Below are 26,655 nucleotides of genomic sequence, written 5' to 3'. Positions count from 1 at the left end.
CCGTCTGGAGCGGCAATGAGCGCACTCGTCCACCTGACCTCCGGCGGCGTCAGCGTCGTCATCGACACGACCACTGCGCGCCTGCTGCACTGGGGCGCGGCGCTCGATCCCGCCGACCTCGAGGCGCTCGCCGGGTCATCGACCGGCTCGGTGACGTTCAGCTCGTTCGACGCCCCCCGGGTCTTCCCGCTGCTCGCCGTCGAGGCCGACGGGTGGTCGGGCACACCGGCACTCGCGTGGCATCGCGGCGGACTGCACAGCGCGCCGCTGCTGCGGTGTGTCGGGTGGGAGTCGACGGCGACGTCGGTGCGGGCGGAGTTCTCGGATGCCGGGGCCGGGGTCACGGTCGTGCTCGACCTCGCGTTGGATGCCGGGGGCGTGCTCACCGCGCAGGTGTCGGTCACGAGCACCGCCGACGGCGTTGAGCCGCTGGATCTGCTCGCGGCCCGCATCCTGCTCCCGATTCCCGCACATGCGACCGAGGTGCTCGACCACACGGGTCGCTGGACCGGCGAGCGGCACCCGCAGCGGGGCGAGCTGCGGCACGGGGCGCACCTGCGACAGGTTCGTCGAGGCCGCGGCGGACACGACGCTCCCTACCTGACCGCGGTCGGCACCGGCGGGTTCGGCTTCCGACGCGGCGAGCTGTGGACCGCGCACGTCGCGTGGAGCGGCGACCTCGAAGTCGGCGTCGAGAGGCTGCCCGAGGGCGCAGGTGTGCACGGGGCTGTGCTCGGCGGAGGTGAGCTGCTGCTGCCGGGCGAGATCCGGCTGGGGGCGGGGGAGACCTACGTGTCGCCGCAGGTGTTCCTCACCTATGGCGAGAGCGGACTCGACTCGGTGTCTGCCCGACTGCACCAGGCGGTGCGTTCGTTCGCCGCGCACCCGACCACGCCGCGCCCCCTCGTGCTGAACACCTGGGAGGCCGTGTACTTCGACCACGACCCGGCGAAGATCGTCGAGCTCGCGGAGGCCGCGGCATCGGTCGGGGTGGAGCGGTTCGTGCTCGATGACGGCTGGTTCCGCGGGCGCCCCGACGACCGCTCGGGGCTCGGCGACTGGTTCATCGACGACGCGAAATGGCCCGACGGACTGCGCCCCCTCGCCGATCACGTGCACGGGCTCGGGATGCAGTTCGGCCTCTGGTTCGAGCCCGAGATGGTGAATCCGGTGTCGGACCTCGCCGAACGGCATCCGGACTGGGTGCTTCAGGCGTCACCCGACTCCGCGACCTGGCGGCACCAGAAGGTGCTCGACCTCTCGAACCCGGATGCCGCCGCCTACCTCTTCGAGCGCATCGACGCTCTGGTCGCCGAGGTCGGCATCGACTTCATCAAGTGGGATCACAACCGCGACCTGCATGCCGCGGTGTCGCCGCGCACCGGCCGCGCGTCGGTGCACGCGCAGACCACCGCGTTCTACGCCCTGCTCGATGCGCTGCGCGAACGGCATCCGTCGGTGGAGATCGAGTCGTGCGCGAGCGGTGGCGCCCGCGTCGACCTCGGCGTGCTGCAGCGCACGCAGCGCGTGTGGGCGTCGGACTCGAACGACCCGATCGAACGGCAGCGGATCCAGCGCTGGACCGGCACACTCGTGCCGCCCGAGCTCGTCGGCTCGCACGTGGGCCCGCCGATCGCCGAGACGACGCACCGCGCGGCATCCCTGCCGTTCCGCATGACGACCGCGCTGTTCGGGCACGCCGGCATCGAGTGGGACATCACCCGGTGCACGTCGGAGGAGCGCGAGATGCTGTCGCGGTGGACCGCCCTCTATCGCGAGCTGCGGCCGCTGCTGCACTCGGGCGTCACGGTGCGTAGCGACGAGGTCGACGACGAGACGCTGCTGCACGGCGTCGTCGCCGGGGACGGCTCGCGGGGCGTGTTCGCGTGGGTGCGTCTGGGCACCTCGGTCGACGGGTTCACGCCGCGCACTCGGATCCCGGGGCTTCAGGCGGGGGAGCGGTACCGGATGCGGGTGCGCGAGGAGCTCGGATCGGTGTCGCGCCATCAGGTCTCGGACCCCGCGTGGCTGGGGGCCGGCATCGAGGCGTCGGGTTCGCTGCTCGGATCGGTGGGGGTGCCGCTGCCGCTGCTCGCTCCGGGGGCGGCGCTGCTGCTCGAGGCCGTGCGAGTGTGACGGAACGGACCGTGCTAAACTGACTCTTTGTCTGCGCACACTCCTGTGCGTAGTTCGCGTGCTTCCCCTTCTTCTGCCGAGAGATCGGCGCTGCGGGGTGGCGCGCAGACAAGGGATCTTGGGTGAGGCCGTCCGGCCTCACGGTATAGAAGGAGTCACCATCATGGCAGCAGTGTGCCAGGTGACCGGAGCTGTTCCCGGCTTCGGTCACAACGTCTCGCACTCGCACCGCCGGACGAAGCGCCGCTTCGACCCGAACGTGCAGAAGAAGACCTATTTCGTCGCTTCGCTCGGTCGTAAGATCACGCTCAACGTGTCCGCCAAGGGCATCAAGGTGATCGATGTCCGCGGCATCGAGAACGTGGTCAAGGACCTCCAGGCGAAGGGTGTGAAGCTCTAATGGCCAAGAAGGCTCAGGACGTACGTCCGATCATCAAGCTGCGTTCGACGGCAGGTACGGGCTACACGTACGTGACCAAGAAGAACCGCCGCAACACCCCCGACCGCCTCGTGCTCAAGAAGTACGACCCGGTCATCCGTCAGCACGTCGAATTCCGAGAGGAGCGTTGATCAATGGCTAAGAAGAGCAAGATCGCTCGCAACGAGCAGCGCAAGGTCATCGTCGAGCGTTACGCAGAGCGTCGCGCCGAGCTGAAGAAGACCCTCGTCGACCCGAACGCCACCGACGAGGCCCGCGAGGCCGCACGCGTCGGCCTGCAGAAGCTGCCGCGCAACGCGTCGCCGGCTCGCGTGCGTTCGCGCGACGTCATCGACGGCCGCCCCCGCGGTGTCCTCACGAAGTTCGGCGTCTCGCGCGTCCGCTTCCGTGACATGGCACACCGTGGCGAGCTGCCCGGTGTCACCAAGTCGAGCTGGTAAGTCTCAGCAGACAAGCCTGAAGGGGCGAGGATCTTCGGATCCTCGCCCCTTTTCGCGTGCCCGGGGGGCTTCGCCCCGGCATCCGCTCCGCCGCGGCATCCGCCCTTGCGCGGCATCCGCTCGGCCCCGGCATCCGCCCTTGCACCCGCGGCATCCGCTCTTGCGCCCCGGCATCGCCTCACTCCGTTCTGTCTCCTCTGCGCCTCGGGAGGAGATCTGCGCTCGGGGAGGAGTTTTCTCGAGAATTTCTCCTCCCGAGGCGCAGTCCTCCTCCCGACGGATGTTCACGTGTGGGGGCGTGGGGGGTGAGTGGGGTGTGTGGGGCGTGTGGGCCGGGGGCTGCCGCGAGGTCCCGTCGAATGGTCGGGTGTCACGACGTACCGGGCAGGTGCCGAGGGCGGCGTGACCTCTTCTGCACGGATGGGGGTCTGAGGCGGCTGGGCACGAATCGTGGATGCCGTGTCGATCGCGGATGCGGGCCTGAGTGATCCTCGACGGGTGAACCCCAGACAGGCGCTGACGCAGCGCGACGGCGTGGCCCGCACCGAGACCCTGAGACGGCTCGGGGTCAGCAGGCACGTGCTCCGATCGTCGGTCCAGAGAGGTGACGTCATCGCTGTTCGCCGAGGGTGGGTCGCGCTGCCGGATGCCGACCCGATGCTTCTCGCGGCTGCCCGCCGCGGAGTGTTCCTGACTTGCGTCACGCTCGCGTCGCGGAAAGGGGTGTGGGTGCTCGGCGACTCACAGCCGCACGTCGCTGCGCCGGCGCGATCGGGCCATGTGAAGGTGTCCCGCGGCACGGTGCATTGGAACGAACCGGTGTTCCCGCGGGATCCGGACTCGCGCGAGGACTCCCTCGAGAACGCGCTGATCCTGATCGCGGGGTGCCAGCCGTATGAGAGCGCGCTCGCGACCTGGGAGTCGGCCATGCGTCAGAATCTCATCGCCCCCGGCATCCTCGAGCGGGCTCCGCTTCCGCCCACTGCTCGACGTCTGCTCGCGGACGCGCGGCAGTTCGCCGATTCCGGTACCGAGAGCATCTTCCAGGTGCGGCTGAGATGGCTGGGGATCCCCGTCGTGCCGCAGGTCTGGATACTCGGCCATCGGGTCGACTTCGTCATCGGTGAGCGACTGGTCATTCAGATCGACGGCGGCCATCATGTCGGTGAACAGCGGACGAGCGACATCGCCCACGACGCTCTTCTGAAGCTGCACGGCTATCACGTGATCCGCATCGGCTACGACCAGCTGATGAGCCGATGGGCGCAGGTGCAACAGGTGATCTTGACCGCGATCGGGCAGCGACTGCACGTCGCGGAGTGAATGATCCGCATCCCTGTCACTGCTGCATCCCTCGGGAGGAAGACTGCGCTTCGGGAGGAGAGAATCCGCAGATCTCTCCTCCCGAAGCGCAGTTCTCCTCCCGAGGCGCTACCCGAGGTGGGGCGAGCGCCGCGGCCGGCCCCGTCGCGAAGGGCCCACCCCTGCACGAGCCCGACATCAGGCGGCGGATGCTGTCGCGTGCTCCACCGCCCAGGTCAGTGCGTAGTCGGCGATTTCTTCCCAGCCGTCCTGGCTGACGAGGCGGTGGGTGCGGCCGGCATACTCCTTGTACTCGACGACGGCAGGGCTGCCGCTCGACCGGTACTTCTTGACGATCGCGCGGCCGATGGCGGGCGGCACGACGTGGTCGATCTCGCCGGTGATGACGAGCAGCGGAGCGCGGTCGGCACGAGCGTAGTCGACGTGCGTGACGCCCCCCTTCTCGTTGAGCACCGAAGTCACGCCCTCGAAGAAGACCCGGTTGTAGGAATTCACGGCATACTCCTCCCAGAGCTCGTCGGATGCGGCGCGCGACAGGTCGTTGCCGAATGTGAAGTGGAAGTGGCGCTTCGAGAGCGGCTTGGCGCCGTTGCGGCCGAACGGGTTCGAGAGGATCGGCGTTCCTGTCCAGAGGGTCGATAGGGGGAGTGCGGTGACGCCGGCGGTCTGTCCGGGGGCGACGCCGACGTAGGCGGCACCGAGGCCGCGGTCTGCCAGCATCTGCGTGATCACGCCGCCGAACGAGTGGCCCATGATGATCGGCTTCACCGGAAGCGCTCTGATGATGCGCTCGTAGTTGTCGGCGATCTGCTTCAGGCCGATGCCCTTGAGCGCGGACGGATCGCGGCGGATGTCCTCGACGGAGCGGTCGTCGATGCCGGGCCAGCCCGGAATGATCACCTCGTGACCCTGTGCGCGGAAGCGCTCGGCCCAGGTGTTCCAGCTCTTCGGCGTCATCCAGAGTCCGTGGATCAGGACGATCGGGGTCTTCTCGGTGCTGTTCATGGTCTCTTCTCCTGTTTCTGCTCCCGCCCGGTGCGGATGCGTTAGGCTGATAATAGACCGAACGTTCTATCTACTGCAACCTATTCCCGAAAGTCGCTTTCGGATGACACGATGAGAGGGATCACCATGAAGACCACGACTCCCACCCCGGCTCCGGCGAAGACTCAGACGCCGACCCCGAAGCGTCCGAGCGCCGCGCGCACCCGATTGATCGACAGCGCCACCAGGCTCTTCTACGAAGAGGGGATCCATGCCGTGGGCGTCGACCGCATCATCGACGAGGCCGCGGTCACCAGGGCGACGCTCTACAACCAGTTCGGTGGCAAGGAGAACCTGGTCCTCGCGTACCTGCGCAACGAAGACGAGATGCTTCGGGCGCTGTTCGCCCAGGCAGGGGCGGAGGTCACGGACCCGACTCAGCTGGTCGACGCGGTGATCGAGGGCATCGCCGCCGACATCCGCCTCAGGCACACGCGCGGCTGCCCGTTCATCAACGCGGCCGCGGAGTATCCGGATGCCGACGGCGCCGTGCGACGACTGATCGACGAGCACCGAGAATGGTTCCGGTCGACCCTGCAGGCCGTCGCCGAGCAGGCCGGCCTCGAGAGCCCCGCCGATGTCGCAGCATCCCTCGTCCTGCTGCGCGACGCAGCGCTCGTCGGCGGCTACCTCGACGGAGACGAGCGCGTCACCCCGGCATTCGCGCGCACCGCTCGCTCGGTCGTCGAGTCCCACGGCCCGCGCTAACGCGCGCATCTCTCGGGACTGCACCTCGGGACTGAGCATCCGTCAGGAGTGCGCCTCGGGACTGTGCCTCGGGACTGAGCATCCCTCGGGACTGCGCTTCGGGAGGAACGCTTCGCTTCGGGAGGAGAGGCTCAGCAGATCTCTCCTCCCGAAGCGCAGTCCTCCTCCCGGAGCGCAGTCCTCCTCCCGAAGCGCAGTCCTCCTCCCGAAGCGCAGCGCGGAGTCGACGGTACGGACTCCTCCCGAAGCGCAGCGCGGAGTCGACGAGGTCGACCCGTCGCAGCCCGCTGCGGGCCGCGGAACGGCGGTGTTCGGCTGCCCAACAGGGCACAACAGGGGTCACTTTCGTCACTTCTGCACCACGACACGCCGCCGAAAACCCCAAAACCCGCGAAATGACGCGGAAATGTGGGTGGTGGTTGGTACATTCAAGGCGGTCACTCGACCAACGGAGGGCAGTCGCCCTTCGAACACCAACGATGCGACGGGAACCTCGTCGCTGGAGGATGACATGGCTGACAAGTCCATCACCAAGACCGAGCTCGTCGCGAGCATCGCTTCTGCCACCGGCCAGAGCCAGGCCACCGTCTCGGGTGTCCTCGACGCGCTGTTCTCCTCGGTCTCCGACGCTGTTGCCAAGGGCAGCAAGGTCTCGATCCCGGGCTGGATCTCGTTCGAGCAGGTCGCAACCGCAGCTCGCACGGGCCGCAACCCGCAGACCGGTGCCGAGATCAAGATCCCGGCCGGCCACCGCGTCAAGGTGACCGCTGGTTCCAAGCTCAAGGCTGCCGTCAAGTAAGACTGCACCTCTTCGAAGGCCGCTCCCGATCCGTCGGGGGCGGCCTTCGTGCTCCCACCCCGAATCCGCGGCTTAGGCTTGAGGGGTGAGTGCCCGCGCCGTGCAGACCCCGAGCCGCTCCGCGTATCGCGCGGCCGGAGTCGGAATCCTGCTCGCGACCGGATTGATCGGCGTGCTCATCGCCCTCGTGATCGGCGGGGGCGCGGCGCCGCTGCTGCTGCAGGATCCGGGTCCGTTCGTGCGCTGGGCCACCCCCATCGTCAAGCTCGTCATGAACATCGCGGCTGCGGCGATGCTGGGATCCCTCGTGCTGGCGCTGTTCGCGCTGCGCAGCGAGGAGAAGTCGTTCGACACCGCCCTCAACACGGCATCAGCGGGCGCGGCCGTCTTCACGGTCACCGCGGGCATCAGCGGATTCTTCACGTTCATGGCGGCCTTCAACCCGCAGCTGAGCGCCGAGCGCGAGTTCGGCGAGCAGCTCGGGCGCTTCCTGCTGCAGCTGCCGCTCGGTCAGTCGTGGCTGATCACCACGATCATGGGCTCGGTGATCACCGTGCTCGCCTTCGCGTGGCGCACGTGGACGCCCACCCTGATCACGGCGATCCTCGCCGCCGCCTCCTTCCTCCCGCTGGCGACCCAGGGTCACTCGGGTGAGCTCGCGGGCCACAACATCGCCGTGAACTCGATCCTGCTGCACACGATCGGCGCGGCGGTGTGGCTCGGCGGTCTGCTGCTGGTCGTGATCCTGCGAGACCGCTCCGGCGTGGGAACCGCGCGGCTGGTCAGCCGCTACTCGAGTCTCGCGATCGCCGCCTTCGCCGTCGTCGCGATCTCGGGCCTGGCGCGTTCCATCGTCTCCTTCGGCGACATCTCGCAGCTCTGGACGCCCTACGGCACGATCCTCCTCGCGAAGGTCGTGCTCCTGGTCGGCATGGGCCTGCTCGGCGCCTGGTACCGCATCCGCCTGATCCCTCGTCTCGAGGGCGCTGGAGCAGCGCGCTGGTTCTGGATGCTGGTGCTGTGCGAGGTCGCGCTGATGGGTCTCGCCTCGGGTGCGGCCGCCGCGCTCGCGCGCACTCCTCCGCCCACCGGCGAGGAAGCCGCGTTCGTGCAGACGCCAGCGGAGAACCTCACCCGTTCGCCCCTGCCTCCCGAATTCACGATCGACCGGTGGTTCACGGCGTGGGACATCGACGTGCTCTGGCTGGTGGCCGCCGGCTTCGGCCTCTTCTTCTATCTCGCAGGGGTGCGCCGTCTGCGCCTGCGGGGCGACCGCTGGCCGATCCATCGCACCGTGTTCTGGGTGCTGGGCATGCTGATGCTGCTGTGGGTCACGGGTGGCCCGATCAACGCCTATCAGGAGTATCTCTTCAGCGTGCACATGCTGGGGCACATGATGCTGTCGATGGCGATCCCGTTGCTGCTGGTCTCGGGGGCGCCTGTCACCCTGGCCCTCCGTGCGATCCACAAGCGCGACGACGGCACCCGCGGCGGCCGCGAATGGATCATGTGGGCGGTGCACTCGCCGTTCTCGAAGGTCGTCACCCACCCGTTCGTCGCGGCGGGCATCTTCATCCTGTCGCTGTGGGCCTTCTACTTCACCGACCTCGTGCGCTGGTCGATGTTCGAGCACCTCGGCCACGAGTGGATGGTCGCGCACTTCCTCATCTCCGGATATCTCTTCGTGCTGAGCCTGGTCGGCGCCGACCCCGTGCCGTACCGTCTGCCCTACCCGGGGCGCCTTATCACCCTGATCGCGATCATGGCCATGCACGCCTTCTTCGGCGTCGCGATCATGATGCAGGAGGGGCTGATGGTCGCCGACTGGTTCGGGTCGATGGGGCGCACCTGGGGCCCGTCGCCGCTCGAAGACCAGTACATCGGCGGCGGCATCGCGTGGTCGATCGGTGAGATCCCGACCCTGATCCTCGCGATCACGGTGGCGATCCAGTGGAGCCGCAGCGACACGAAGCTGCAGAAGCGTCGGGACCGTCATGCCGACCGCACGGGCGAGGCCGAGCTCGAGGAGTACAACGAGAGGCTCGCGGCCCTCGCCGAGCGCGACCTTCGTCAGGCCGAGCGCGAAGCACGCTGACCCTGCGCCCGCACTGCCGCGGGCGGGGCGGATCAGCCCGTCGGCTCCTCGCCGGGAGATCCGACGCGGATCGACACCTTCCCGTCCGGCAGGATCGTGATCGACCCGTTGACCTGGAACGGCACGTCTTCCGAGACCTCCTGAACCGAGCCGTCGAAGAGTGACCTGATCTCGACGTCGACGTGTGCGACCGCATCTGTCGGAGGGATCTTCCAGTGCCCGCCGTCAGGCACGACGCTGACCTGGGGCTGAGCCGTGATCGACCACTTCGGCAGTGACGCGAGGCGGTTGTACACCTCGAGGCCGAACGGGCAGGCGGTCGGCTGCAGCACCTCTTGAGCGGTGCACCCCGTGAGGAACTCCTCGACGCGCTGCTGCACCACCGCGACGAATTCGGGGGTGGGTTCGGTCTGCACGTCGATGGGGGTGGTGGCGAGCGGGGTGTCTGCGAGGACGCCGACACCGTCGGAGTCGGCGATCGCCGTGTCGACGGTGACCGAGTACAGCCCCGGCGTGAAGACCAGCAGCGGCAGGGGATCGAGCGGAGCGGCCTGCGCGCCCGCAGCCGACACCTGGCGGCGGTCCATCTCGAAGCCGTTGACGGCGAACTGATCGGCGCCGCGCAGCGTGAGCTCGACCACGGCGAGAGGGCTCGTCGTGAAGCGCCAGTTCGGGGTGACGCCCGCCCAGCCGTCCTGCTCGACCGTGAAGGTGGTGGTGCCGGCGTGTCCGCTCGCCGAGAAGGAGACGGTCACCTCGGTCTTGCCTGCGTCGTCCTGCTTCTCCGACAGCACCTCCACGTCGGTGAGTGGAGCGAGGGCCGAGTGCCGCAGCAGAGCCTCTGACGCCGTGGCTCCGATGCCGGCGACCTCGAGCGTCTCGCGATCGATCGCGACGCCCGGCACGCGGAGGGCATCTGCCGCGCGGCCTTCGGAGAGCAGATCGAGATACCGCACGACGAACGCCGACGGGCCGTAGAACTGCTGGTAGAGAGTGGCCCCGCCTGCGCCGAGAGCGGCGACGAGCACCAGGCCGACCACTGCGAGCAGCGCGAGATCGGCAGCGAGGCGGGAGCGCCGGGGCGCCTTCGTCTCGACCAGCTGCATGGCGTCAGTCTAGGAGCGCGGCCTGGGACGGAGCCGAGCGTGGGTCGCTGTGCGTCGGCGGTGATCGCTGTGTCCGTCGGATGCCGGGCGGCGGCGCCACGTAGCATGGGGAGGCACGATCTCAACGTGCACTCCCGCCTCCAGCCGTGTGAGAGAACCGTGTCGCTTCCCGCCCTGTCCGAAGAGCAGCAAGAGCTGTTCCGGATGATCGAGGACACCAGCGAACATGTCTTCATCACCGGCCGAGCGGGCACCGGCAAGTCGACCCTGCTGCAGTACTTCTCGTGGAACACCAAGAAGCAGATCGCGATCTGCGCTCCCACCGGTGTCGCCGCACTGAACGTCGAGGGTCAGACGATCCACTCGCTGTTCCGGCTGCCGATCGGTCTGATCGGCGACTCGGACATCGATCAGAACGACAACACACGACGCATCCTCAACGCGATCGAGACGCTCGTGATCGACGAGATCTCGATGGTCAACGCCGACCTCATGGACGCGATCGACCGCTCCCTCCGGCAGGCTCGGGGCAAGCGCGGCATCCCGTTCGGCGGCGTGCAGGTCGTGATGTTCGGCGATCCGTATCAGCTGGCTCCCGTGCCCCCGCGGGGCGACGAGCTGCGGTATGTGAAGGACCACTACCGCTCGTTCTGGTTCTTCGACGCCAAGGTGTGGGCCGGCGCTGCCGGCGGGGAGGAGCCGGAGGAGGACGAGGGGCTCTTCGCCGTCGACACCCGCGCCGAGCTGCATGTGCGCGAGCTCGTGCAGATCCATCGGCAGTCGGATGACGGTTTCAAGGCCATGCTGAACGCGGTGCGGTACGGCCGGGTCACCGCCGAGATCGCGGGGGTGCTGAACGCGCAGGGCGCACGCACACCCCCCGACCCGGAACCGGGCGAGGTGCCGATGATCACGCTCGCCACGCGCAACGACATCGTGAACACGATCAACAGCCGGCATCTCGCGGCGCTTCCCGGCAAGGAGCAGACGGCGAAGGCCGAGGTGAGCGGAGAGTTCGGCAGGGGCGAGGCGTCGCTGCCCGCCGAGTCGGAGCTCAAGCTGAAGATCGGCGCGCAGGTGATGTTCCTCCGCAACGACACCTCGATGTCGGGGGAGCCGCCGCGGTGGGTGAACGGCACGATCGGCACGGTCGTCCGGATCCTCGGCGAGACCGTGCGCGTCGAGATCGACGGAGACGAGGTCGACGTCGAGCCGGCCGTGTGGGAACGCTTCCGCTATTCGTACGAACCGAGCACGAAGAAGCTCTCCCGAGACGTCGTCGCGGAGTTCACCCAGTTCCCGCTGCGTCTGGCCTGGGCGGTCACGATCCACAAGTCGCAGGGCAAGACCTACGACCGCGCCATCATCGACCTCGGGTCCGGTGCCTTCGCACCGGGGCAGACCTACGTGGCGCTGTCGCGACTCACGTCGCTCGACGGGCTCTACCTGTCGAGGGCGCTGCGCCCGAGCGACATCCGGGTCGACGAGGACGTGCGCCGCTTCATGCGCGACGCATGGCTCGCGGCATCCACCCCCGAGGTCGGCAGGGCCTGAGGCGTTTCAAGCGGCGACGCGTGCGCGGTCGAGGTCTTCGAACAGCTCGGTGTTGAAGCGGTAGGCGAGAAGCACCTCGTCGATCACGCGCTCGCGCTCGGCGTCGTCCCACGGGGCTGCGTCGAGCTGCTCGCGGTAGACGTCCTTGAAGGCCGCGGGGTCGGCGATGTCGTCGAACAGGTAGAAGCCGATGCCGTTGGTCTCGAAGCCGAAGCGGCGCGCCATCACTCGTCCGATGAAGATGCCACCGGACAGGTCGCCGAGGTAGCGCGTGTAGTGGTGCGCGACGAAGCCTCCGGCCCAGGTCGCGCCGACCTGACGGATGCGCTCGACGTAGCGCTGCGTGGTGGGGAGAGCGACGATCTCGTCGCGCCAGCCGGCGCCGAGCAGGAACTCGAGGTCGGCCTCCAGCGCAGGAAGACGGGTCAGCTTGTCGCTGAGGAAGACGGATGCCACGGGGTCGCGGCGCATGCGCTCTCCCGCGCCTTCGAGGGCCTCGTAGATGAAGTAGTGCTGTGCGACGAGCGCGATGTAGTCCTCACGCGAGCCTTCGCCCTTGAGCAGGTCGGACATGAAGCCCGCCCCCTCGCTGCGCGAGTGCGAACCGGAGGAGCGCTCACGGAGGGCTGCGGAGAAGGAGAGGATCTCGGACATGTGCCAAGTGTAAGGGTTGCCTAACCTGGAGCGATAGCCCGATATCTCAGAGCGTCATGCGTGCGGACGCGGCTCGACCCCGAGCTTCTCGCACGCGAGATCGTAGAGTGCGACGACCTCGCGCCGCACAGCCGGGCGCTCGGTGATCGAGCCCGAGGGCCACGCGATGCGCAGTTCGGAGGCGACCCCCGAGCGGGTGACCTTCCAGACGCCGCCGTCGCCATCGAGGTCCGTCATCACGGCATCCGTGATCTCGCCGTCCTCGACCGCCGAGAATGCGCGCGTGATGAGCAGATTGTCGTCGGTGTGGTCGCCGTTCATGTGGTGCAGGATGGCGGAGACGACGTCGGCCTCGAAGATGTGGGGCATGCTGATCACCCTAAAGGGGCCCCGGCGATGCCTTCTTTCAGGAACGGCGTTCTAGACTCGGGAGACACGTCTTCCGGGGGTCCCCTTTCATGCAGCTTCTCTCGTCGCGCACGTTCCGCGCAGCAGCGGCCGGCGTCGCCGCGCTCGGACTCTTCCTCACCGGCTGCACCGCCGAGCCGGAGTTCAGTTACGAGCCGCCGTCTCAGGTCGAGGGCGCACTGCCCGACGACACCGTCGCCGCCATGGAGGCGGCCGTCGCCAACGCGCTCGCCGCGTCGGGGGCGTCGGGTGCTGTCGTGGGCGTCTGGGCTCCCTGGAGCGGCAGCTGGGTCACCGGCGTCGGCACGCAGGGCCCCGGCTCCGATGAGGAGATCAGCACCGACATGGCCTTCCGTGTCGCGGACATGACCCGGCTCATGACGTGCGACGTGCTCTACGGCCTCGCAGACGAGGGCGTGGTCGAGCTCGACGACCTCGTGCCGGAGTACGTCTCGGGCGTCGCCGACATGAAGGACATCACGCTCCTCGATCTGTGCAACAGCACGAGCGGGGTCGGCTCGTCCGAGGCCACCGCGCAGGCCTCGTGGTTCACCACCCCCGAGCGCGTGTGGGCGCCGCTCGAGCTCGCCTCCTACGGCCTCGGCGCCCCGCGCGCGACGCCGAAGACGACATACACGAACTCGGACGCCGGCTACCTGCTGCTCGGCCTCGCCCTCGAGCGCGCGTCGGGCCTCACGGCATCCGAGCTGATCGCCGAGTACGTGACCGAGCCGCTCGGTCTCGCCGCCACGTCGCTGCCCTCGCCGGCCGCGGCTGCGCCCTCGACCGGTCCGGTCATGAACGGGCACTACCTGACGCCCGTCGAAGGCGGATACGACTGCGCGGCTCCGACCGACATCACCACGCTGTCGTCGAGCACCGGCTACACCGACTCCGGCGTCGTGTCGACGATCGATGACCTCGGCCGCTACGCCCAGGCCGAGGCCGCACAGAAGCTGCGGACGAAGGATGAGCCGAATCGCTTCGGATCCCCGTTGCCGCAGAGCCCCGAGGCGCCCTCGTGGTTCCAGGCCACCGGAGGAGCCCTGCTCGTCGGCTCGATGATCGGACAGTCGGGGTGGACCCCCGGGTACCAGACGTCGGCGTTCTCCGACCCTGAGAGCGGTTTCACGGTCGCGGTGTCGCTCAACGACTCGACGACCGGCGGTCTGACCGCGATGTTCCTGGCGTGGGAGCTGGCCGCGATCGCATCGAAGGCTCCCGCAGCCGCAGGAGAGACGGCCCCCGAGTTCGGGCTGCCGTTCACGGCCGAGCAGTACCACCAGGAGATCACCGATTCCGCGATCGCCTGCGTCGCACCGCCCGCCGGCTGATCTCGGAGGCGCACGACCGCTCCGCGGCCCCGATCGAGGGAGGAACGCCGATGGCGATCATCGACAACGCGATCTATGTCGACGGCATCCGCACCCAGAATCCGCGGAGCCTCAGCGAGACCTTCGAGGTGCTGCGCGAACGCGGGGGCATGAGCTGGATCGGCCTGTATCGGCCGAGCGAGGCCGAGATCCGCGAGGTGGCCGACGAGTTCGGCATCCACGCGCTCGTCGTCGAAGATGCCCTCTCGGGTCACCAGCGCTCGAAGCTCGAGCGCTACGGCGAGGTGCTGTTCATGGTGCTCCGCTCTGCCCGGTATCTGGATGAGGCGGAGGAGGTCGAGTTCGGGGAGATCCACGTGCTCGTGGGGCCGGACTTCGTGGTCACCATCCGTCACGCGGAGTCGCCTGACCTCGGACGCGTTCGGCGCCGCCTCGAAGGCGACCCGGGGCTGCTGAAGCTCGGCCCTGAGGCCGTGCTCTATGCGATCCTCGACGAGGTCGTCGACGAGTACGCACCGGTGCTGGCCGGCCTCGAGAACGACATCGACGAGATCGAGAGCCAGCTCTTCGAAGACGGGGTCGACGCCACGCAGCGCATCTACGAGCTCGGTCGCGAGGTGATCGACTTCCAGCGTGCGGTGCAGCCTCTGGCGGGGATGCTCGACTCGCTGCTGCGGGGGTCGGCGAAGTACCAGGTCGACGAGGAGCTGCAGCGGTATCTCCGCGACGTGCTCGACCACACCCTGCGCGTGTCGGAGCGCGCGAACACCTTCCGCACGGTGCTCGACAGCGCCCTGACCGTCGAGTCGACGATCGTGGCGCGGCGGCAGAACGAGGAGATGCGGCGGATGACCGAGCTGAGCATCCGTCAGAACGACGAGGTGAAGAAGATCTCGGGCTGGGCGGCGATCCTCTTCGCGCCGACTCTCGTCGGCACGGTCTACGGCATGAACTTCGACCACATGCCCGAGCTGCACTGGACGCTCGGCTACCCGATGGCGATCGCGCTCATGGTGGGTATGGGTGTCGGTCTGTACTGGGCGTTCAAGCGCAAGGGGTGGCTGTAGCCACTCGGCCGGAGGTCGTCATCTTCCACCGGGGGTGACGACGACGGCGTACTCGGCGCCGGGGCCGATCAGGCCCGACTCCACGTCGACGTACCGCAGGGTCAGCAGGTGGAACCCGAGGTGGATGTCGGGGATGTAGTCGTCGGAGGTCACCTCGTCGATGGCGATGAGGTGAGGGTTCACGACGCCGTCGACAGCCACCTGCACCCATCCGCCCGGGATTCTCTCGAGGGAGACGAGCGCATCATCGCGCTCGCCGTCTGCGTCGGCATCCGCGCCGTCGAGGTGGATGCGCGACGGCCCGCCGGAGATGACCGGCACAGGGAACGCGAGGGGCCCCAACGGCTCGCTGAGGTCGATGTCACCGGTGGGGGACGTGTGTTGCGCGGTGAGGGTCATGCCCTGACGGAGGTCGTCGCCCGCGACCGAGATCTCGAACATGCCCTCGTCGTCGACCGGCACCTCGGCGAGGACTGCACCCAGCTCGTCGAGCATCGCGACCGTGCTGCCGGGGATGCCGGTGCCGCGCGCCGAGACCGCAAGGGGGTTGCTCGTGTCCCAGCCGGCCGGCTCGAGACTGAACGCGTAGGGGATCTCGACCGGTGGCTTCTCGGGCGGAGGGGTCTCGACCGGTGGTTTCTCGACCGGCGGTTTCTGGGCCGGCGGAGTCGCTGCCGGAGAGTCCACCGCGGGGGGAGCCGGAGGGGGAGGACTCTTCGTCTCCGGAACGGCTCGGTCAGTGGAGGTCAGCGGCGTGGTCTCGAGGACCGGTTCGGGCGGGGGCTCCATCGGCGCCGGAACCAGCGGGGGCACAGGAGGAGGCGTCGGAGAGGTGCCGACCGGCGTCGCGGATGGCGTGCCGGGAATCGGGTCGACGGGGTGGGCGACCGGTCCGGATGCTTCGCTGCGGTCGGTGCCGGGCGCAGGTTGCGTCCACGGAGCGGCGATCGCCACCGCGACGGTCGCCGCGAGTGCGACTGCACTGCCCGCGGCGACCCCGAGGGTGAGAACGCGCCGGGATCGCAGGACTGCGGATGGTCCGACGACAGCGGCGCTCGCCGCGGCGCCGGGTTCGAGCGCCGCGAACGCAGCGGCCCCTGCGCTGCCGAGCGCGAGGGGCAGAAGCACCGCCCGCAGCTTCGACGAGGCCGTGTCGATGTCCCGAGCGATGATCGTGCACCCCGCGCACCCCTCGAGATGAGTCTCGAGCCGCGGACGCTCGTGTCGACTGACCGGGCGGCGGGTGCGGCGCACGAGCCGTCCGCAGGCCCAGCGACACTCTTCAGGGCGGGAGGGGTCGGCGATGAGCGCGTCGAGCCACGCGTGACGGAAGCCGTCTCGCGCGCGCAGGGCGAGGGCGGATACGGCGTTCGGGGTGAGTCCCATCAGCGGCGCGATCTCTCGCGGCTTCATGCCCTCGACCTCGAGATACCAGAGCAGAGTGCGGTGGTTCTCCGGCAGGTTCTTGAAGGCGGCGGCGAGCATCGCTCTGTCCGACAGCTGCTCGATCGCGTCGGGCGCCTCGTCGGGGATCTCCTCGATGAACTCGATCGGGATGTCCTTCTGCTTGCCGCCCCACGTCGCCGCGGCGTTGCGGATGGCGGCGTACAGATAGGCGCGGAAGCCGTCGGTCGGTCCGCCGCCGTTCTGCATCGCACTGAAGGTCTTCGTGAAGGCCTCGCTGACCAGGTCGTCCGGGTCGATCGAGCGCGTCACCGCGCGGGCCGCCCGGAGTCCCGCCTCGGCGTGCCTCTGCCACAGCACGGCGAACGCCTGAGCGTCGCCGTTGCGAGTCGCGTCGGCCAGCTCGGCGTCCGACCTCGTGTCAGTGCTCGGATCTGCGGTGAGGCTCACGGCATCCCCCCGATCGTGGTGACGACGTCTGTCACCGACCTCGAGGCCGACGACACGACCTCGAGGTCAGCATACGCTCAGGGGTTGCTGTTCAGGGATATCTGTGATATATCGGCATATCCGCGGGGAGAGGGCTGTCGCCCCGCACCTGTTACCGCTCGGGTTCGTCGTCGATCTCGACTCCAGGGCCGGGGCCGGGGCGCACCGCAGCATCGGGCGCGATGTCGATGCGGGTGTTGCCGTCGTGCTCGGAGACCTCGATGCGGGGCGCGGCGTCGGCCTCGGTCGCCTCCGGTGCCGAGGTCAGCTGGTCGTGTCGCTTCTCTTCGCTGGTCATGGCGTCGTCTGCCTCGGAGGTGTGATCAGGCGTGCTCATGGTTCTCCTTCGTGGTGGTGGATGAGGGGTCTGCATTCCGGCTCTGCTTCCGGGTGCGGTTCCGCCCCCAGCGGGCGAGCAGATAGAGCACGCCGCCGACGGCCAGCAGGATCGCACCGAAGAGCCAGACGATGGGGCGCTGCTGGGTGAGCAGCAGGATGCACGACGCGATTCCCAGCACCGGGATGACGGTCCAGATGCGGAAGTGATCGTGCTCGACCCGGTCGCGTCGCAGCACGAGCACCGAGACGTTGACGCTCAGGAAGACGAACAGCAGCAGCAGCACGACGGTCTCGGCGAGCGTCGCCAGGTCGCCGACCAGCGTCAGGCCCATCGCGACGAGGGTCGTGGTGAGGATCGCCACCCAGGGGGTCTTGCGGTTCGGCAGCACGCGGCCGAGCACCGGGGGCAGCAGGTTCTGCTCCGCCATCCCGTAGGTCAGGCGGCTGACCATGATCATGGTCAGCAGGGCGCCGTTCGCGACGGCGATCAGGGCGATCAGGCTGAACAGCCACGAGGGGATGCTGGCGCCCGCCGCCTCCACGACCGAGAGCAGCGGCCCGCTCGACTCCTGCAGCTCGGATGCCGGCAGTGCGATCGAGCTGGCGACGCCGACGAGCACGTAGACCGCGCCGGCGGTGAAGAGGGCGCCGAAGAGCGCGCGTGGATAGGTGCGCCGCGGGTTCTTCACCTCTTCGATCATGTTCGCCGATGTCTCGAAGCCGACGAACGAGTAGTACGCGATCACGGCCCCGGCGAGGACCGCCATGGCTACGGGAGTCCCCTCCGGTGTCTGAGTGAGCCGCGAGGCGTCACCGCCGCCACCGGCCACGAACACCCCCACTACGACGATGACGATCACGAGACCGCTCAACTCGATAGCGGTCATCACCAGATTCGCACCGAGCGACTCGCGGATGCCTCGGGCGTTGAGCGCTCCGACGATGGCGAGGAAGACGATCGCGACGGGGATCGTCGGCAGGTCGAAGAAGGTGCCCAGGTAGTCGCCGGCGAAGGCGATCGCCAGACCCGCGGCGCTCGTCACGCCCGCCGCGAGCATGCTGAATCCGACGAGGAAGGACACGACCGGGCTGCGGAAGGCGCGCTCGGCGAACACGGACGCCCCGCCCGCGCGCGGGTACTTGGTGACGAGTTCGGCGTACGACCCCGCGGTCAGCAGGGCGAGCAGGAGCGCGAGCAGCAGCGGAGCCCACAGCATTCCACCGACCTTCTCGGAGAGCACTCCCATCAGGGCGTAGATTCCGGCGCCCAGAACGTCACCCAGGATGAAGGCGAACAGGAGGGGGCCGGTGATGGCGCGACGCAGCCGGGTCGGCTCCTCCTGCGTCTGGGCGGTGTCGGATGTCATCCTGAAAACCTATGGATTCGGCGCCTGCACGGCGACGGGGTTGACAGGACGCGGTATCGAGCTCGGCATCCGAAGTCATCCGTCCGGGGGATGCCGACGCGCGCAGAGCCGTCATAGCGTGGATGCATGCTGATCGTCGAAGAACTCCATCTGCTGCTTCTCCGGCCTGATGGCCGCGTCGAGAGTCCGGTGAGCGTGAACCGCCTCTATGGCGAGATCGCGGCCGTCATCGTCGACCTCGCCCTGCACGGACGCATCTCGGTCTCGGACGAGAAGAACCCCGTCATCGACGTCGTGTCGACCGAGCCGACGGGCAACCCGATCCTCGACACGACGCTGCAGCGCCTCGTGCCGTTGCGCGGCAAGCGACTGCAGTCGCTCGTGGTGCGGCCCAAGCTCGATCCGCTCGAGGTGGTGGTGGAGTCGCTCATCGCACAGGGCGTCCTGATCCGCGGAGAGCGCGGGTTCTTCGGCTGGGGTGCGGCGCGCACGCCCGAATCCGACTCCGCACCGGAGCAGATGCTGCGCGCCCGACTCGCCGCCGTGCTCGCCGGAACGGGCTCCCCGACGCAGGCCGACCTGGCGCTGCTCTCCATCCTGCAGAACCTCAACTGCGCGCATGCGATCCTGCGCGACGAATGCGGCGGAATGTCGGCGCGCGACCTCAAGAAGCGGATCGAAGAGCTCACGGCGGGGTCGCCGGCGGGGGACGCCGTCGCCAAGGCTGTCAACGACGCGATCACCGCGGCGATGGTGGCCGTCATGACCCCGACGATCGTGGCCGCGACCATCACCTGACGCGCCGCTCCGGCGTGGCCCGCGCCGGGCACGATTTCGAAGATCGGGGACGACCCGCCGGGGCGGCACCGGTGATGGCGGGTGTCGTCAGCATCCATCCGAATCTGTCCCGGCCGTGATGAGCCGTCAGCTCAGTGATGTGAAGACCCTTCGAGCGTTCGTGTTGGCATATATCGTCCGCGACTGGTGCGTTCTGCCTGCCTGATTCCGGGTCTCGGATCGCATTCCGATATAGCACCGCGACTTCTGCGAGCGGTGTCGGTACCTCTGCTGTGGCCGTGCCTACCGTGGTGATTCCACGAGACACGAGGAGGTGGATTATCGGTCGGGCCTTCCACCAGAACATGTTCGACTACCGTCACTCATACGTGGTCGAGGTACCTGAGGGGTGCCCACATGGGTGAGACGGTCGAGCTCAAGGGGGGCAGCGCCTTGCGTCGGAACAGGGCGTTTCAGCGGCTGGTCGTCGCGAAGGTGTCGAACGAGCTGTCGTCGGCGATAGGAAACGTGGCGTTGCCACTCATCGTCCTCGGGGTGACGGCATCCGCGACTCTCGCTGGTCTGGTTCTCTTCGCGTCGAATGCCGCTCTGATCGCCACCCAGGCCTTCGGTGGCGCGCTAGTGGATCGGCATTCACCGTCACTCGTCCTGCGTCTGTCGTCGTTCACGCAGGCATCCGGGTGGGCGCTCGCGCTGCTCGCGATCTTCTTCCCTGAGCCGGGAATGCTGCCGGTCCTGATTCTGGGGGCGGCGCTCGCGGGAGCCGCGTCGGGACTTGACGGACCTAGCGAACAGGCTCTGGTCAAGGTGATCGTTCCTCGTGGTCAACTCGGCCAGGCGGCTGCCGTTTCGCAGGGGCGGGAGGCCGGTGCCGGACTTGTCGGCGGACCTATAGGAGGCCTGCTGTATTCGCTGGGTGGAGCGTGGGCACTTGGGACTCAAGTCGCTCTCAATGTGGTCGCGGGTATCTTCACACCGCGGCCGTCGCGAGTAGCCGAATACGAATCGTCACCGAGCGGATACATCGCACAACTGCGGGAAGGGTTCGTCTTCGTCTGGAGGCAGCCGGGGCTTCGTGGCGTAGCGATCGTCGCCGGGCTCGCGAACCTTCCGATCATCGTCCTGCCGCTCACGCTGATCGCGTATTACCAGAAGAGTGGAGAACCGCCTGTTGCGATCGGAATTCTCGCGACAGCGTTCGGGGCCGGTGTCGTCGCTGGCGCACTGATGGCAGGAACGCTCTCTTCACGGTTCCGGCTTGGCCGTCTCGGGGGCACCGCGCTCGCTGCGTTCGCGCTAGGGCAAGCAATGGTCGTGTTCACGTATCCGTCGCTGCCTCTCACAGTCGTGGTGTTGTTCCTTTCCGCGCTTCCGCTTCCGGCGTTCAACGCAGCGATCAGCGCGTACACCGTGACCGTCACGCCTGCACCGTTGATGGGGAGGGTCACGGCGGCATCGGGTGTGCCGGGAATGCTGCTCATGCCGGTGGGTGCATTGGGTGGAGGGCTTCTCTTCGATCACTTCGGACCTTTCGTGCCCCTGGTGTTCTCAGCCACGGTTGCCATCGCGACTGTGGTCGTCATGGTCAGTTCAAAAGACCTCAGGCGGATTCCGAGGCTCGGCGAGCTCAGCGAGGACGGCCTCGAGGTGCCCGGCTGACGCGCGCTCAGCGCAGCACGGCCACACGCTCTGCGAGCTCGCTGATCACGGGGTTCGAGTCGACGGGGTCGACGACCACACCGGCGACGGCCTCGAGGTCGAGCACGGGGTGGCGCGACGTCGCCCCGATCTTCTCTTCGCTGCCGAGCACGTAGGCCTGCGCACAGCGGGCGGCGATCGCGCGCTTGGTGACGGCGTCGTCGAGGTTGCCGGTGGTCAGCCCGCGCACCGGGTCGATGCCGGTCGCGCCGAGGAAGAAGATGTCGGCATGGAGGTGCTGCACCGCCTCCATGGCGAGCGGGCCGCTGGCGACCATCGAGAAGCGAGCGAGCTCACCGCCGATGATCACGATGCGGGCATCGGAGTGCTCAGCGACCGCGAGGGCGATCGTCGGGCTGGGCGTGATCACGGTCAGGTCGGAGCCGCGCGGCAGCATGCGCGCCATCGCGAGAGTCGTGGTGCCGGCGTCCAGCACGATCGTCGAGGCCGGGGTGATCAGCTCGACGGCGCGACGGGCGACGCGCTCTTTGCTCTCGGTGGCGAGCAATGCCCGCTGGTCGACGGGGCGGTCGGCCGGCGGAATCGGCAGAGCACCTCCGTAGACCCGCACCATCTCACCGGCGTCGGCGAGCTCGCGGAGGTCGCGGCGGATCGAGTCCTCTGAGACGCCCAGATCGGCGGCGACATCCTTCGCCACCACACGGCCGTCCCTGCGCAGGATCTCTCGCAGGTGGTCCTTGCGCTGTGCGCCCAGCATCCCACTCCTCAAAATCTTGTTCATTCGCGAAGTTGCACGTTCTTGCACGGTTAACGTTACAGTCTTCTCCATGACAACTCCACTCCTCATCCTCATCGCCGGTCCCTACCGCTCCGGCACCGGCGGCGACCCCGCCCTGATCGCCCGCAACCTCGAACGACTCGAAGAGGCGGCGGCGCCGATCCATCGCCTCGGCCACGTGCCCATGATCGGGGAGTGGGCAGCCCTGCCGATCCTCCGGGGGATGGACGAGACGGATGCCGCCGAGGGCGACGTCATGTACGAGACCGCGCACCGACTGCTGCAGCACTGCGACGCGGTGCTCCGCCTGCCCGGCGACTCTGCCGGCGCCGACAAGGACGTCGAGATCGCCCTCGAGCGCGGCCTGCCCGTGTACCGATCTCTCGACCAGATCCCTGCCAGGGAGATCGCTGCGGCGTAGCCGGCTCCGCCGATGCGACGGCCGCGTGGATAGGCTTTCGACCATGACAGATGATGTTCGCAACGTGCACTTCGCGACGTGGTCTTGAACCCGAATGACGTGTTCGTCGTGCCGCGAGGAGTCGAGCACTGCCCGAAGGCCGAGGACGAGGTGCACGCGATCCTGTTCGAGCCGAAGGGCACGGTCAACACGGGAGACGCCGGGGGAGACATGACGGCGACCCTGCAGGAGCTCGACTGACCGACGCGCCGAGCGTCAGATCCTGAACCGCACGCCCGCCATGTGCTCGGCGACGGACCACAGGTCAGCACCCACATCGACCGAACGCACCTGCGCGCTCGCGGCGACGCGTCTCGGTGCCCCGCGGAACTCCAGCAACCCGCCGGGCCCCCAGTAGTCTCCACCCGTGGCGTCGGCGGCGACCGCCGCATGCACGATGGGCGCGGCTCCGGCATCCTTGCCCTGCACGAGCGGGCGGCTGAGTGCGGCGAGGGCGCGCGTCACTGTCGACACCTCGGCGAGGCCGTCGCGGTGCGGAGTCAGCGGGTCGACCGCGTAGCCGGGATGCGCGCACAGCGCTGACCGCGCGGAGCCCCTCCAGCGCCGATTCAGCTCGAACGCGAAGGCCATCAGCGCGGCTTTCGACCGGCCGTACTGACGCAGCGACGGACCGGTCCACGGCTGCGCGAGCGTGGCGGGGTCGATCTCCGCGAAGCGATGAGCCAGCGAACCCACCGCCACGACCCTGGCGTCATCGGCGAGCACGTCGCCGAGTCGGGCGATCAGGGCGAAGTGCCCAACGAAGTTCGTGCCCACCATCAGGTCGAGGCCATCAGCGCTGCGGGCGCCGCGATCCGCTGCTTTCACTCCGGCGTTGCAGATCACGGCGTCGATGCGCTCGCCCATGGATGCCGCGGCAGCGGTGATGCTCACGAGCGAGCCGAGATCCAGCGGGACGATTCCGAGGTCGGCGCCGGGCGCGTGCGCGCGGATCGAGGATGCCGCGACCTCCGCCCGCTCGGTCGACCGGCATCCGAGCAGCACCCTGGCACCGTGCCCGGCGAGGATCTCTGCACACCAGTAGCCGATGCCGGCGTTCGCCCCCGTCACGAGGATCGTGCGGCCGGCGAGATCGGGGAGCGCGAGCGAGGGGGACATGCCCTCCAACCTAGGCGGAGATGCCGACCCGATCGGACGTGCGGATGACGGTCGCGAATCCACGCGCGGCGAGGATGCTCTCGGTGCGTCGCATGATCTCGTCACCCGAGACGGCCGCGAGTCCGTCATTCGCCTCGATCGCCGAGGTCGTCGTGGCATCCGTCACGAACTCGACCGCGAAGCCCAGATCGGACGCCATCCGAGCGGTCGTCTCGCAGCACTGCTCCGTGCGGATCCCGCACACGACCACGCGTCCGACGCCGAGCTGCCGCAGCTGCTCTTCGAGGTCTGTCGACGTGAAGGCGTTGACGGTGGTCTTCGTCACGGCGATCTCGTCGCCCTGCGGATCGAGGTCTGAGATCACTCGGACGAAGCCGTTGACCGGGTCGAACACTCCGCCGCTGCCCGGTTCTGAGTGAGTGACCCAGACGACCTGATCGCCGATCTCGCGGGCATGATCGACCAACCGTGAGATGTTGTCGACGGCATCAGGGTTGGCGGTGGCCGCCCACTCGTCCGGCCGCTGACGGAAGGACTCCTGGGCGTCGATGACGAGCAGTGCGGTGGCGATGTCTCGGTTCATGCCCTCATCCTCGCGGTCGAGGGCGGCGTGGGCCAGACCGTCAGCGGCCATGCCTCGCGCGAATCCCGCCGACGTCGAGGCGTCGGGTCTGATCTCCTCGCGACGAATTTGTGACGAACGCGCACCCTCGCACGTCCTATCTGTGAGCGACCGACACGCTCCCGGTGAGGCCATCAGGTCTCGTAGCCGGCACCCCGTGAGACGAAGGAAAAGTCATGGCAACTCAGGACCAGAACACCCCCGCCAGCCCCGCTGAGAAGGAGCTGGCCCAGACTTCCGCAGCGCCGAAGCCGGCCGCATCCGGCTCGCGTGTCGACCGCACCTCGAGCTTCTCGTCGTCGCGGATCCCCGCCGACTCGGATGCCGCGGGCAAGACCACCATCGCCGATGGAGTGGTGGCCAAGGTCGCCGGCATCGCCGCCCGTGAGGTCGCCGGCGTGTTCGCACTCGGTGGCGGCGGAGCACGCGCCTTCGGCGCGATCCGTGACGCGGTCAACGCGACCGACCTCTCGCAGGGCGTCAAGGTCGAGGTCGGCGAGACGCAGGCCGCCGCAGATCTGACGATCGTCGTCGAGTACCCCGCCCCCATCCAGGAGGTCGCGAACAACGTGCGCGCCGCCGTCGCGGGTGCGATCACCCGCCTCGTCGGTCTCGAGGTCGTCGAGGTCAACGTCGAGGTCAACGACGTGCACGTGCCCGGCGATGACAGCAACGAGAACGAGGAGTCGCGAGTCTCATGACCCCCACCACCACCGGCGCCCTGATCGGTGCGCTCCTCGCCCTGGCGGCTCTGCTGTTCGGGTTCTGGGGGTTCCTCCTCATGGCCCTGTTCGCAGGCATCGGAGCGATCATCGGCCGGATCGCCTCCGGCAAGCTCGACGTCCGCGGTCTCGCAGACGCGTTCACGGGGCGGCGCACCTCCTGATGCGCATCGACCAGAACCTCGCCACCGGTGGCGGCTCCTCGCGGGTCGCCACCGGAGAGACCACCGTCCCTGGGCGCATCGACGTGAAAGAGCGCGTCTACCGCACGGTCACCGAACAGGCGTCCGCAACCCTGATCGGTGTGCCCCGCGGTGACGTGAAGGTCGATGTCGCCGAACACCCGGGAGGAATGACCGTGCGCATCGCGACGCCGCTTCCGATCCCCGATCTCGACGACACCGTCGCGATCTCCCAAAGCATCCCCGTGCTCGAACGGGCCCGTCAGCTGCAGGAGCAGTTGCAGCAGCGTCTGACGGGAATCCTCGGCAGGGACGTCACCCGCATCAACCTCACCATCACCGGTGCCACCATTCCAGAGAGGAGACGAGTGCGATGAGCACCCCCGTTCTTCGCCGCGTCGTGCGACGCGAGACGCATTCACCGCGCACCGTCGCGATGTTCGTCGCGGTCATCCTCCTCGTCCTCGCTCTCGCCTACATCGGGCTCGAGATCGTGCTGAGCCTCGCGGCGCAGCCGGCGCTCCTGCTCGGACCCGCCGCGGCGGGCGGATGGCTCGTGGGCCTGCCCACCGCGCAGCCCGCCGGCCTCGTGATCGCCGGTAGCGTCGTACTCGCCCTCATCGGGATCGTCTTCCTCGTGCTCGCCCTCACTCCGGGCCGCCTGTCGAAGCACACCCTCGAAGCGGGCGACCGGGCGGTCGTCGTCGACAACGGCGTGATCGCGAGCGCTCTCGCTCAACACCTGTCTGAGGAGACGGGCCTCGCCCGTGACAACATCACCGTCGGTGTGGGCCACCGCGGAGTCGACGTCACCGTGCGCCCCGGCGCCGGCATCCCGCTCGACAAGGGCGCGGTGAAGTCCGCCGCCGAAGCTGAGCTGCAGACGTACCGACTCACCAGGAGCGTCCGTACCCGGGTGCGCATCGAGCGCCCCACCAAGCAGGAGGACGAGCTGTGAACAACACGAACCGCGCGCTGAACCGCGTACTGCTGCTGATCATCGGGCTGCTGTTCCTGGCCCTCGGCGCCGTCGGCATCGCGATCATGAGCTGGCCCACCGCGACGGACATCTGGACGTCGGCCGGTGAGAACGCCCGCTCCTGGCTTGACCAGGCGATCGCTGCCACCGCCATCGCCGGCGGCAGCCTCTCGTGGATCGGAATCGGCGCCGTCGTGGCGATCCTCGTGGTCGTCGTGCTGCTGATCCTCGCGCTCACCAGCATCGCCGGACGCCGCTCGAAGACGGCCTTCCGCTCCACCGGTGCGCAGAACCCGCTCGGTCGGGTCACCGTCACCGAGTCCTTCGTGTCGGATGCCGTGAAGAACTCGCTCGCGACGAGGGACGAGATCCTCTCGACCCAGGTCACAGCGAACGACATCCGCAACACTCCGGTGCTGCACGTGTCGGTCACGCCGCGGCAGAACACGGACCCGCGAGAGGTCGTCGATCACATCGACCGGCTTCTCACCAACCTCGCCACCCTGACCGGCCGTGACACCGAGACCTACGTCTCGATCCACACCGGGCTCCGTGCGCGTCTCGCCCACGACCAGCGTCGACTGTCTTGACGCAGAGACTTATCGTCGGTCGCGAAGAGCAACGGCGATA

30 protein-coding genes are annotated in these 26,655 nt (G+C 68.3%); 20 read left to right on the top strand and 10 right to left on the bottom strand.

Annotated elements, in window-relative coordinates:
- The first annotated feature begins 15 nt into the window (after positions 1-15).
- From OPU70_RS13690 to OPU70_RS13670, 5 genes are all read left to right on the top strand, one after another.
- Positions 16-2,136: an alpha-galactosidase gene (locus OPU70_RS13690; protein ID WP_498558025.1), complete on the top strand. Its 2,121-nt coding sequence runs from the start codon at positions 16-18 to the stop codon at positions 2,134-2,136.
- Positions 2,137-2,299: 163 nt separating this feature from the next.
- On the top strand, positions 2,300-2,536 hold the full coding sequence (rpmB, locus tag OPU70_RS13685) for a 50S ribosomal protein L28 (protein WP_042540533.1): 237 nt from the start codon (positions 2,300-2,302) through the stop codon (positions 2,534-2,536).
- Positions 2,536-2,706: a 50S ribosomal protein L33 gene (gene rpmG, locus OPU70_RS13680; RefSeq protein ID WP_017203558.1), complete on the top strand. Its 171-nt coding sequence runs from the start codon at positions 2,536-2,538 to the stop codon at positions 2,704-2,706. The genes rpmB and rpmG overlap by 1 nt, the downstream gene beginning before the upstream one ends.
- A gap of 3 nt (positions 2,707-2,709) precedes the next feature.
- Positions 2,710-3,015, top strand: coding sequence for a 30S ribosomal protein S14 (gene rpsN, locus OPU70_RS13675; protein WP_042540535.1), 306 nt, complete (start codon positions 2,710-2,712; stop codon positions 3,013-3,015).
- Positions 3,016-3,513: 498 nt separating this feature from the next.
- Entirely contained in the window at positions 3,514-4,338 is an 825-nt protein-coding gene (locus tag OPU70_RS13670; protein ID WP_228385594.1) for an endonuclease domain-containing protein, read from the top strand.
- A 177-nt stretch (positions 4,339-4,515) separates the two neighbouring features.
- Here OPU70_RS13670 and OPU70_RS13665 read toward each other — a convergent pair whose 3' ends face one another.
- Positions 4,516-5,343, bottom strand: coding sequence for an alpha/beta hydrolase (locus OPU70_RS13665; RefSeq protein WP_498558024.1), 828 nt, complete (start codon positions 5,341-5,343; stop codon positions 4,516-4,518).
- A gap of 126 nt (positions 5,344-5,469) precedes the next feature.
- On the opposite strand from OPU70_RS13665, the gene OPU70_RS13660 reads away from it, so the two are divergent.
- The 3 genes from OPU70_RS13660 to OPU70_RS13650 all read left to right on the top strand — a co-directional run bounded on the left by OPU70_RS13660 (position 5,470) and on the right by OPU70_RS13650 (position 8,984).
- Positions 5,470-6,090 (top strand): TetR/AcrR family transcriptional regulator, encoded by a 621-nt coding sequence (locus OPU70_RS13660; protein WP_498558023.1) that lies wholly within the window; start codon positions 5,470-5,472, stop codon positions 6,088-6,090.
- Positions 6,091-6,601: 511 nt separating this feature from the next.
- Complete coding sequence (locus OPU70_RS13655; protein ID WP_042541574.1) at positions 6,602-6,889, top strand: HU family DNA-binding protein; 288 nt, start codon at positions 6,602-6,604, stop codon at positions 6,887-6,889.
- Positions 6,890-6,974: 85 nt separating this feature from the next.
- Positions 6,975-8,984 carry a bifunctional copper resistance protein CopD/cytochrome c oxidase assembly protein gene (locus tag OPU70_RS13650; protein ID WP_309692002.1) on the top strand — a complete coding sequence of 670 codons (2,010 nt, stop codon included), beginning with the start codon at positions 6,975-6,977 and terminating at the stop codon, positions 8,982-8,984.
- Between the two features lie 32 nt (positions 8,985-9,016).
- Here OPU70_RS13650 and OPU70_RS13645 read toward each other — a convergent pair whose 3' ends face one another.
- Positions 9,017-10,090: a hypothetical protein gene (locus OPU70_RS13645; RefSeq protein WP_498558022.1), complete on the bottom strand. Its 1,074-nt coding sequence runs from the start codon at positions 10,088-10,090 to the stop codon at positions 9,017-9,019.
- A gap of 159 nt (positions 10,091-10,249) precedes the next feature.
- On the opposite strand from OPU70_RS13645, the gene OPU70_RS13640 reads away from it, so the two are divergent.
- Positions 10,250-11,644 carry an ATP-dependent DNA helicase gene (locus OPU70_RS13640; protein ID WP_498558021.1) on the top strand — a complete coding sequence of 465 codons (1,395 nt, stop codon included), beginning with the start codon at positions 10,250-10,252 and terminating at the stop codon, positions 11,642-11,644.
- 6 nt (positions 11,645-11,650) lie between these two features.
- On the opposite strand, the gene OPU70_RS13635 is transcribed toward OPU70_RS13640, so the two are convergent.
- On the bottom strand, positions 11,651-12,298 hold the full coding sequence (locus tag OPU70_RS13635) for a biliverdin-producing heme oxygenase (RefSeq protein ID WP_042541577.1): 648 nt from the start codon (positions 12,296-12,298) through the stop codon (positions 11,651-11,653).
- 54 nt (positions 12,299-12,352) lie between these two features.
- A complete protein-coding gene (locus OPU70_RS13630; protein ID WP_498558020.1) occupies positions 12,353-12,667 on the bottom strand; it encodes a DUF2470 domain-containing protein in 315 nt (104 codons plus the stop codon).
- A gap of 89 nt (positions 12,668-12,756) precedes the next feature.
- Here OPU70_RS13630 and OPU70_RS13625 point away from each other — a divergent pair, with 89 nt between their 5' ends.
- Complete coding sequence (locus tag OPU70_RS13625; RefSeq protein ID WP_079113772.1) at positions 12,757-14,040, top strand: serine hydrolase domain-containing protein; 1,284 nt, start codon at positions 12,757-12,759, stop codon at positions 14,038-14,040.
- A 50-nt stretch (positions 14,041-14,090) separates the two neighbouring features.
- Positions 14,091-15,107 (top strand): magnesium/cobalt transporter CorA, encoded by a 1,017-nt coding sequence (gene corA, locus OPU70_RS13620; protein ID WP_475433003.1) that lies wholly within the window; start codon positions 14,091-14,093, stop codon positions 15,105-15,107.
- Between the two features lie 18 nt (positions 15,108-15,125).
- Here corA and OPU70_RS13615 read toward each other — a convergent pair whose 3' ends face one another.
- The 3 genes from OPU70_RS13615 to OPU70_RS13605 all read right to left on the bottom strand — a co-directional run bounded on the left by OPU70_RS13615 (position 15,126) and on the right by OPU70_RS13605 (position 18,706).
- A complete protein-coding gene (locus tag OPU70_RS13615; RefSeq protein WP_498558019.1) occupies positions 15,126-16,961 on the bottom strand; it encodes an RNA polymerase sigma factor in 1,836 nt (611 codons plus the stop codon).
- A 151-nt stretch (positions 16,962-17,112) separates the two neighbouring features.
- A complete protein-coding gene (locus OPU70_RS13610; protein ID WP_367821516.1) occupies positions 17,113-17,337 on the bottom strand; it encodes a multidrug transporter in 225 nt (74 codons plus the stop codon).
- Positions 17,324-18,706, bottom strand: a complete 1,383-nt coding sequence (locus OPU70_RS13605; protein WP_498558018.1) for an APC family permease — start codon at positions 18,704-18,706, stop codon at positions 17,324-17,326. The genes OPU70_RS13610 and OPU70_RS13605 overlap by 14 nt, the downstream gene beginning before the upstream one ends.
- A gap of 126 nt (positions 18,707-18,832) precedes the next feature.
- Here OPU70_RS13605 and OPU70_RS13600 point away from each other — a divergent pair, with 126 nt between their 5' ends.
- On the top strand, positions 18,833-19,504 hold the full coding sequence (locus OPU70_RS13600) for a GOLPH3/VPS74 family protein (RefSeq protein WP_498558017.1): 672 nt from the start codon (positions 18,833-18,835) through the stop codon (positions 19,502-19,504).
- A 396-nt stretch (positions 19,505-19,900) separates the two neighbouring features.
- Positions 19,901-21,163 carry an MFS transporter gene (locus OPU70_RS13595; RefSeq protein ID WP_498558016.1) on the top strand — a complete coding sequence of 421 codons (1,263 nt, stop codon included), beginning with the start codon at positions 19,901-19,903 and terminating at the stop codon, positions 21,161-21,163.
- 7 nt (positions 21,164-21,170) lie between these two features.
- Here OPU70_RS13595 and OPU70_RS13590 read toward each other — a convergent pair whose 3' ends face one another.
- On the bottom strand, positions 21,171-21,920 hold the full coding sequence (locus OPU70_RS13590) for a DeoR/GlpR family DNA-binding transcription regulator (RefSeq protein ID WP_079113766.1): 750 nt from the start codon (positions 21,918-21,920) through the stop codon (positions 21,171-21,173).
- A 70-nt stretch (positions 21,921-21,990) separates the two neighbouring features.
- Between OPU70_RS13590 and OPU70_RS13585 the strand changes: the two genes are divergently transcribed.
- Together OPU70_RS13585 and OPU70_RS13580 are read left to right on the top strand one after the other, a co-directional pair.
- Positions 21,991-22,362 carry a DUF4406 domain-containing protein gene (locus tag OPU70_RS13585; RefSeq protein ID WP_498558015.1) on the top strand — a complete coding sequence of 124 codons (372 nt, stop codon included), beginning with the start codon at positions 21,991-21,993 and terminating at the stop codon, positions 22,360-22,362.
- Between the two features lie 78 nt (positions 22,363-22,440).
- Complete coding sequence (locus OPU70_RS13580) at positions 22,441-22,602, top strand: cupin domain-containing protein (RefSeq protein WP_475123257.1); 162 nt, start codon at positions 22,441-22,443, stop codon at positions 22,600-22,602.
- Positions 22,603-22,617: 15 nt separating this feature from the next.
- On the opposite strand, the gene OPU70_RS13575 is transcribed toward OPU70_RS13580, so the two are convergent.
- Both OPU70_RS13575 and OPU70_RS13570 read right to left on the bottom strand, forming a co-directional pair.
- Positions 22,618-23,520: an SDR family NAD(P)-dependent oxidoreductase gene (locus tag OPU70_RS13575; RefSeq protein ID WP_498558014.1), complete on the bottom strand. Its 903-nt coding sequence runs from the start codon at positions 23,518-23,520 to the stop codon at positions 22,618-22,620.
- Between the two features lie 10 nt (positions 23,521-23,530).
- The gene (locus OPU70_RS13570; RefSeq protein ID WP_042541598.1) at positions 23,531-24,103 is read right to left on the bottom strand and encodes an isochorismatase family protein; all 573 of its coding nucleotides are present in this window, start codon (positions 24,101-24,103) and stop codon (positions 23,531-23,533) included.
- A 215-nt stretch (positions 24,104-24,318) separates the two neighbouring features.
- Here OPU70_RS13570 and OPU70_RS13565 point away from each other — a divergent pair, with 215 nt between their 5' ends.
- From OPU70_RS13565 to OPU70_RS13545, 5 genes are read left to right on the top strand one after another with little or no spacing between them, the layout of a single operon-like run.
- Positions 24,319-24,843, top strand: coding sequence for an Asp23/Gls24 family envelope stress response protein (locus OPU70_RS13565; RefSeq protein ID WP_498558013.1), 525 nt, complete (start codon positions 24,319-24,321; stop codon positions 24,841-24,843).
- A complete protein-coding gene (locus OPU70_RS13560; RefSeq protein ID WP_140038388.1) occupies positions 24,840-25,028 on the top strand; it encodes a DUF2273 domain-containing protein in 189 nt (62 codons plus the stop codon). The genes OPU70_RS13565 and OPU70_RS13560 overlap by 4 nt, the downstream gene beginning before the upstream one ends.
- A complete protein-coding gene (locus OPU70_RS13555) occupies positions 25,028-25,423 on the top strand; it encodes a hypothetical protein (RefSeq protein ID WP_498558012.1) in 396 nt (131 codons plus the stop codon). Before OPU70_RS13560 ends, OPU70_RS13555 begins: the two co-directional genes overlap by 1 nt.
- Positions 25,420-26,004 carry an Asp23/Gls24 family envelope stress response protein gene (locus tag OPU70_RS13550; RefSeq protein WP_498558011.1) on the top strand — a complete coding sequence of 195 codons (585 nt, stop codon included), beginning with the start codon at positions 25,420-25,422 and terminating at the stop codon, positions 26,002-26,004. The genes OPU70_RS13555 and OPU70_RS13550 overlap by 4 nt, the downstream gene beginning before the upstream one ends.
- Entirely contained in the window at positions 26,001-26,615 is a 615-nt protein-coding gene (locus OPU70_RS13545; RefSeq protein WP_042541590.1) for a hypothetical protein, read from the top strand. The genes OPU70_RS13550 and OPU70_RS13545 overlap by 4 nt, the downstream gene beginning before the upstream one ends.
- The last annotated feature ends 40 nt before the right edge of the window (positions 26,616-26,655 follow it).

The sequence above is a fragment of the Microbacterium sp. SWDP-B6 genome, assembly GCF_059803615.1.
The sequence above is the reverse complement of the archived record's forward strand: the minus strand, read 5'-3'. Positions and strand labels throughout refer to the sequence as shown.

Bases quoted from the DNA above. Each gene is read 5' to 3' on its own strand.
- OPU70_RS13690 (WP_498558025.1), top strand. From the start codon at position 16: ATGAGCGCACTCGTCCACCTGACCTCCGGCGGCGTCAGCGTCGTCATC.
- rpmB (WP_042540533.1), top strand. From the start codon at position 2,300: ATGGCAGCAGTGTGCCAGGTGACCGGAGCTGTTCCCGGCTTCGGTCAC.
- rpmG (WP_017203558.1), top strand. From the start codon at position 2,536: ATGGCCAAGAAGGCTCAGGACGTACGTCCGATCATCAAGCTGCGTTCG.
- rpsN (WP_042540535.1), top strand. From the start codon at position 2,710: ATGGCTAAGAAGAGCAAGATCGCTCGCAACGAGCAGCGCAAGGTCATC.
- OPU70_RS13665 (WP_498558024.1), bottom strand. From the start codon at position 5,343: ATGAACAGCACCGAGAAGACCCCGATCGTCCTGATCCACGGACTCTGG.
- OPU70_RS13660 (WP_498558023.1), top strand. From the start codon at position 5,470: ATGAAGACCACGACTCCCACCCCGGCTCCGGCGAAGACTCAGACGCCG.
- OPU70_RS13655 (WP_042541574.1), top strand. From the start codon at position 6,602: ATGGCTGACAAGTCCATCACCAAGACCGAGCTCGTCGCGAGCATCGCT.
- OPU70_RS13645 (WP_498558022.1), bottom strand. From the start codon at position 10,090: ATGCAGCTGGTCGAGACGAAGGCGCCCCGGCGCTCCCGCCTCGCTGCC.
- OPU70_RS13635 (WP_042541577.1), bottom strand. From the start codon at position 12,298: ATGTCCGAGATCCTCTCCTTCTCCGCAGCCCTCCGTGAGCGCTCCTCC.
- OPU70_RS13630 (WP_498558020.1), bottom strand. From the start codon at position 12,667: ATGCCCCACATCTTCGAGGCCGACGTCGTCTCCGCCATCCTGCACCAC.
- OPU70_RS13625 (WP_079113772.1), top strand. From the start codon at position 12,757: ATGCAGCTTCTCTCGTCGCGCACGTTCCGCGCAGCAGCGGCCGGCGTC.
- corA (WP_475433003.1), top strand. From the start codon at position 14,091: ATGGCGATCATCGACAACGCGATCTATGTCGACGGCATCCGCACCCAG.
- OPU70_RS13610 (WP_367821516.1), bottom strand. From the start codon at position 17,337: ATGAGCACGCCTGATCACACCTCCGAGGCAGACGACGCCATGACCAGC.
- OPU70_RS13605 (WP_498558018.1), bottom strand. From the start codon at position 18,706: ATGACATCCGACACCGCCCAGACGCAGGAGGAGCCGACCCGGCTGCGT.
- OPU70_RS13600 (WP_498558017.1), top strand. From the start codon at position 18,833: ATGCTGATCGTCGAAGAACTCCATCTGCTGCTTCTCCGGCCTGATGGC.
- OPU70_RS13595 (WP_498558016.1), top strand. From the start codon at position 19,901: ATGGGTGAGACGGTCGAGCTCAAGGGGGGCAGCGCCTTGCGTCGGAAC.
- OPU70_RS13590 (WP_079113766.1), bottom strand. From the start codon at position 21,920: ATGCTGGGCGCACAGCGCAAGGACCACCTGCGAGAGATCCTGCGCAGG.
- OPU70_RS13585 (WP_498558015.1), top strand. From the start codon at position 21,991: ATGACAACTCCACTCCTCATCCTCATCGCCGGTCCCTACCGCTCCGGC.
- OPU70_RS13575 (WP_498558014.1), bottom strand. From the start codon at position 23,520: ATGTCCCCCTCGCTCGCGCTCCCCGATCTCGCCGGCCGCACGATCCTC.
- OPU70_RS13570 (WP_042541598.1), bottom strand. From the start codon at position 24,103: ATGAACCGAGACATCGCCACCGCACTGCTCGTCATCGACGCCCAGGAG.
- OPU70_RS13565 (WP_498558013.1), top strand. From the start codon at position 24,319: ATGGCAACTCAGGACCAGAACACCCCCGCCAGCCCCGCTGAGAAGGAG.
- OPU70_RS13560 (WP_140038388.1), top strand. From the start codon at position 24,840: ATGACCCCCACCACCACCGGCGCCCTGATCGGTGCGCTCCTCGCCCTG.
- OPU70_RS13555 (WP_498558012.1), top strand. From the start codon at position 25,028: ATGCGCATCGACCAGAACCTCGCCACCGGTGGCGGCTCCTCGCGGGTC.
- OPU70_RS13550 (WP_498558011.1), top strand. From the start codon at position 25,420: ATGAGCACCCCCGTTCTTCGCCGCGTCGTGCGACGCGAGACGCATTCA.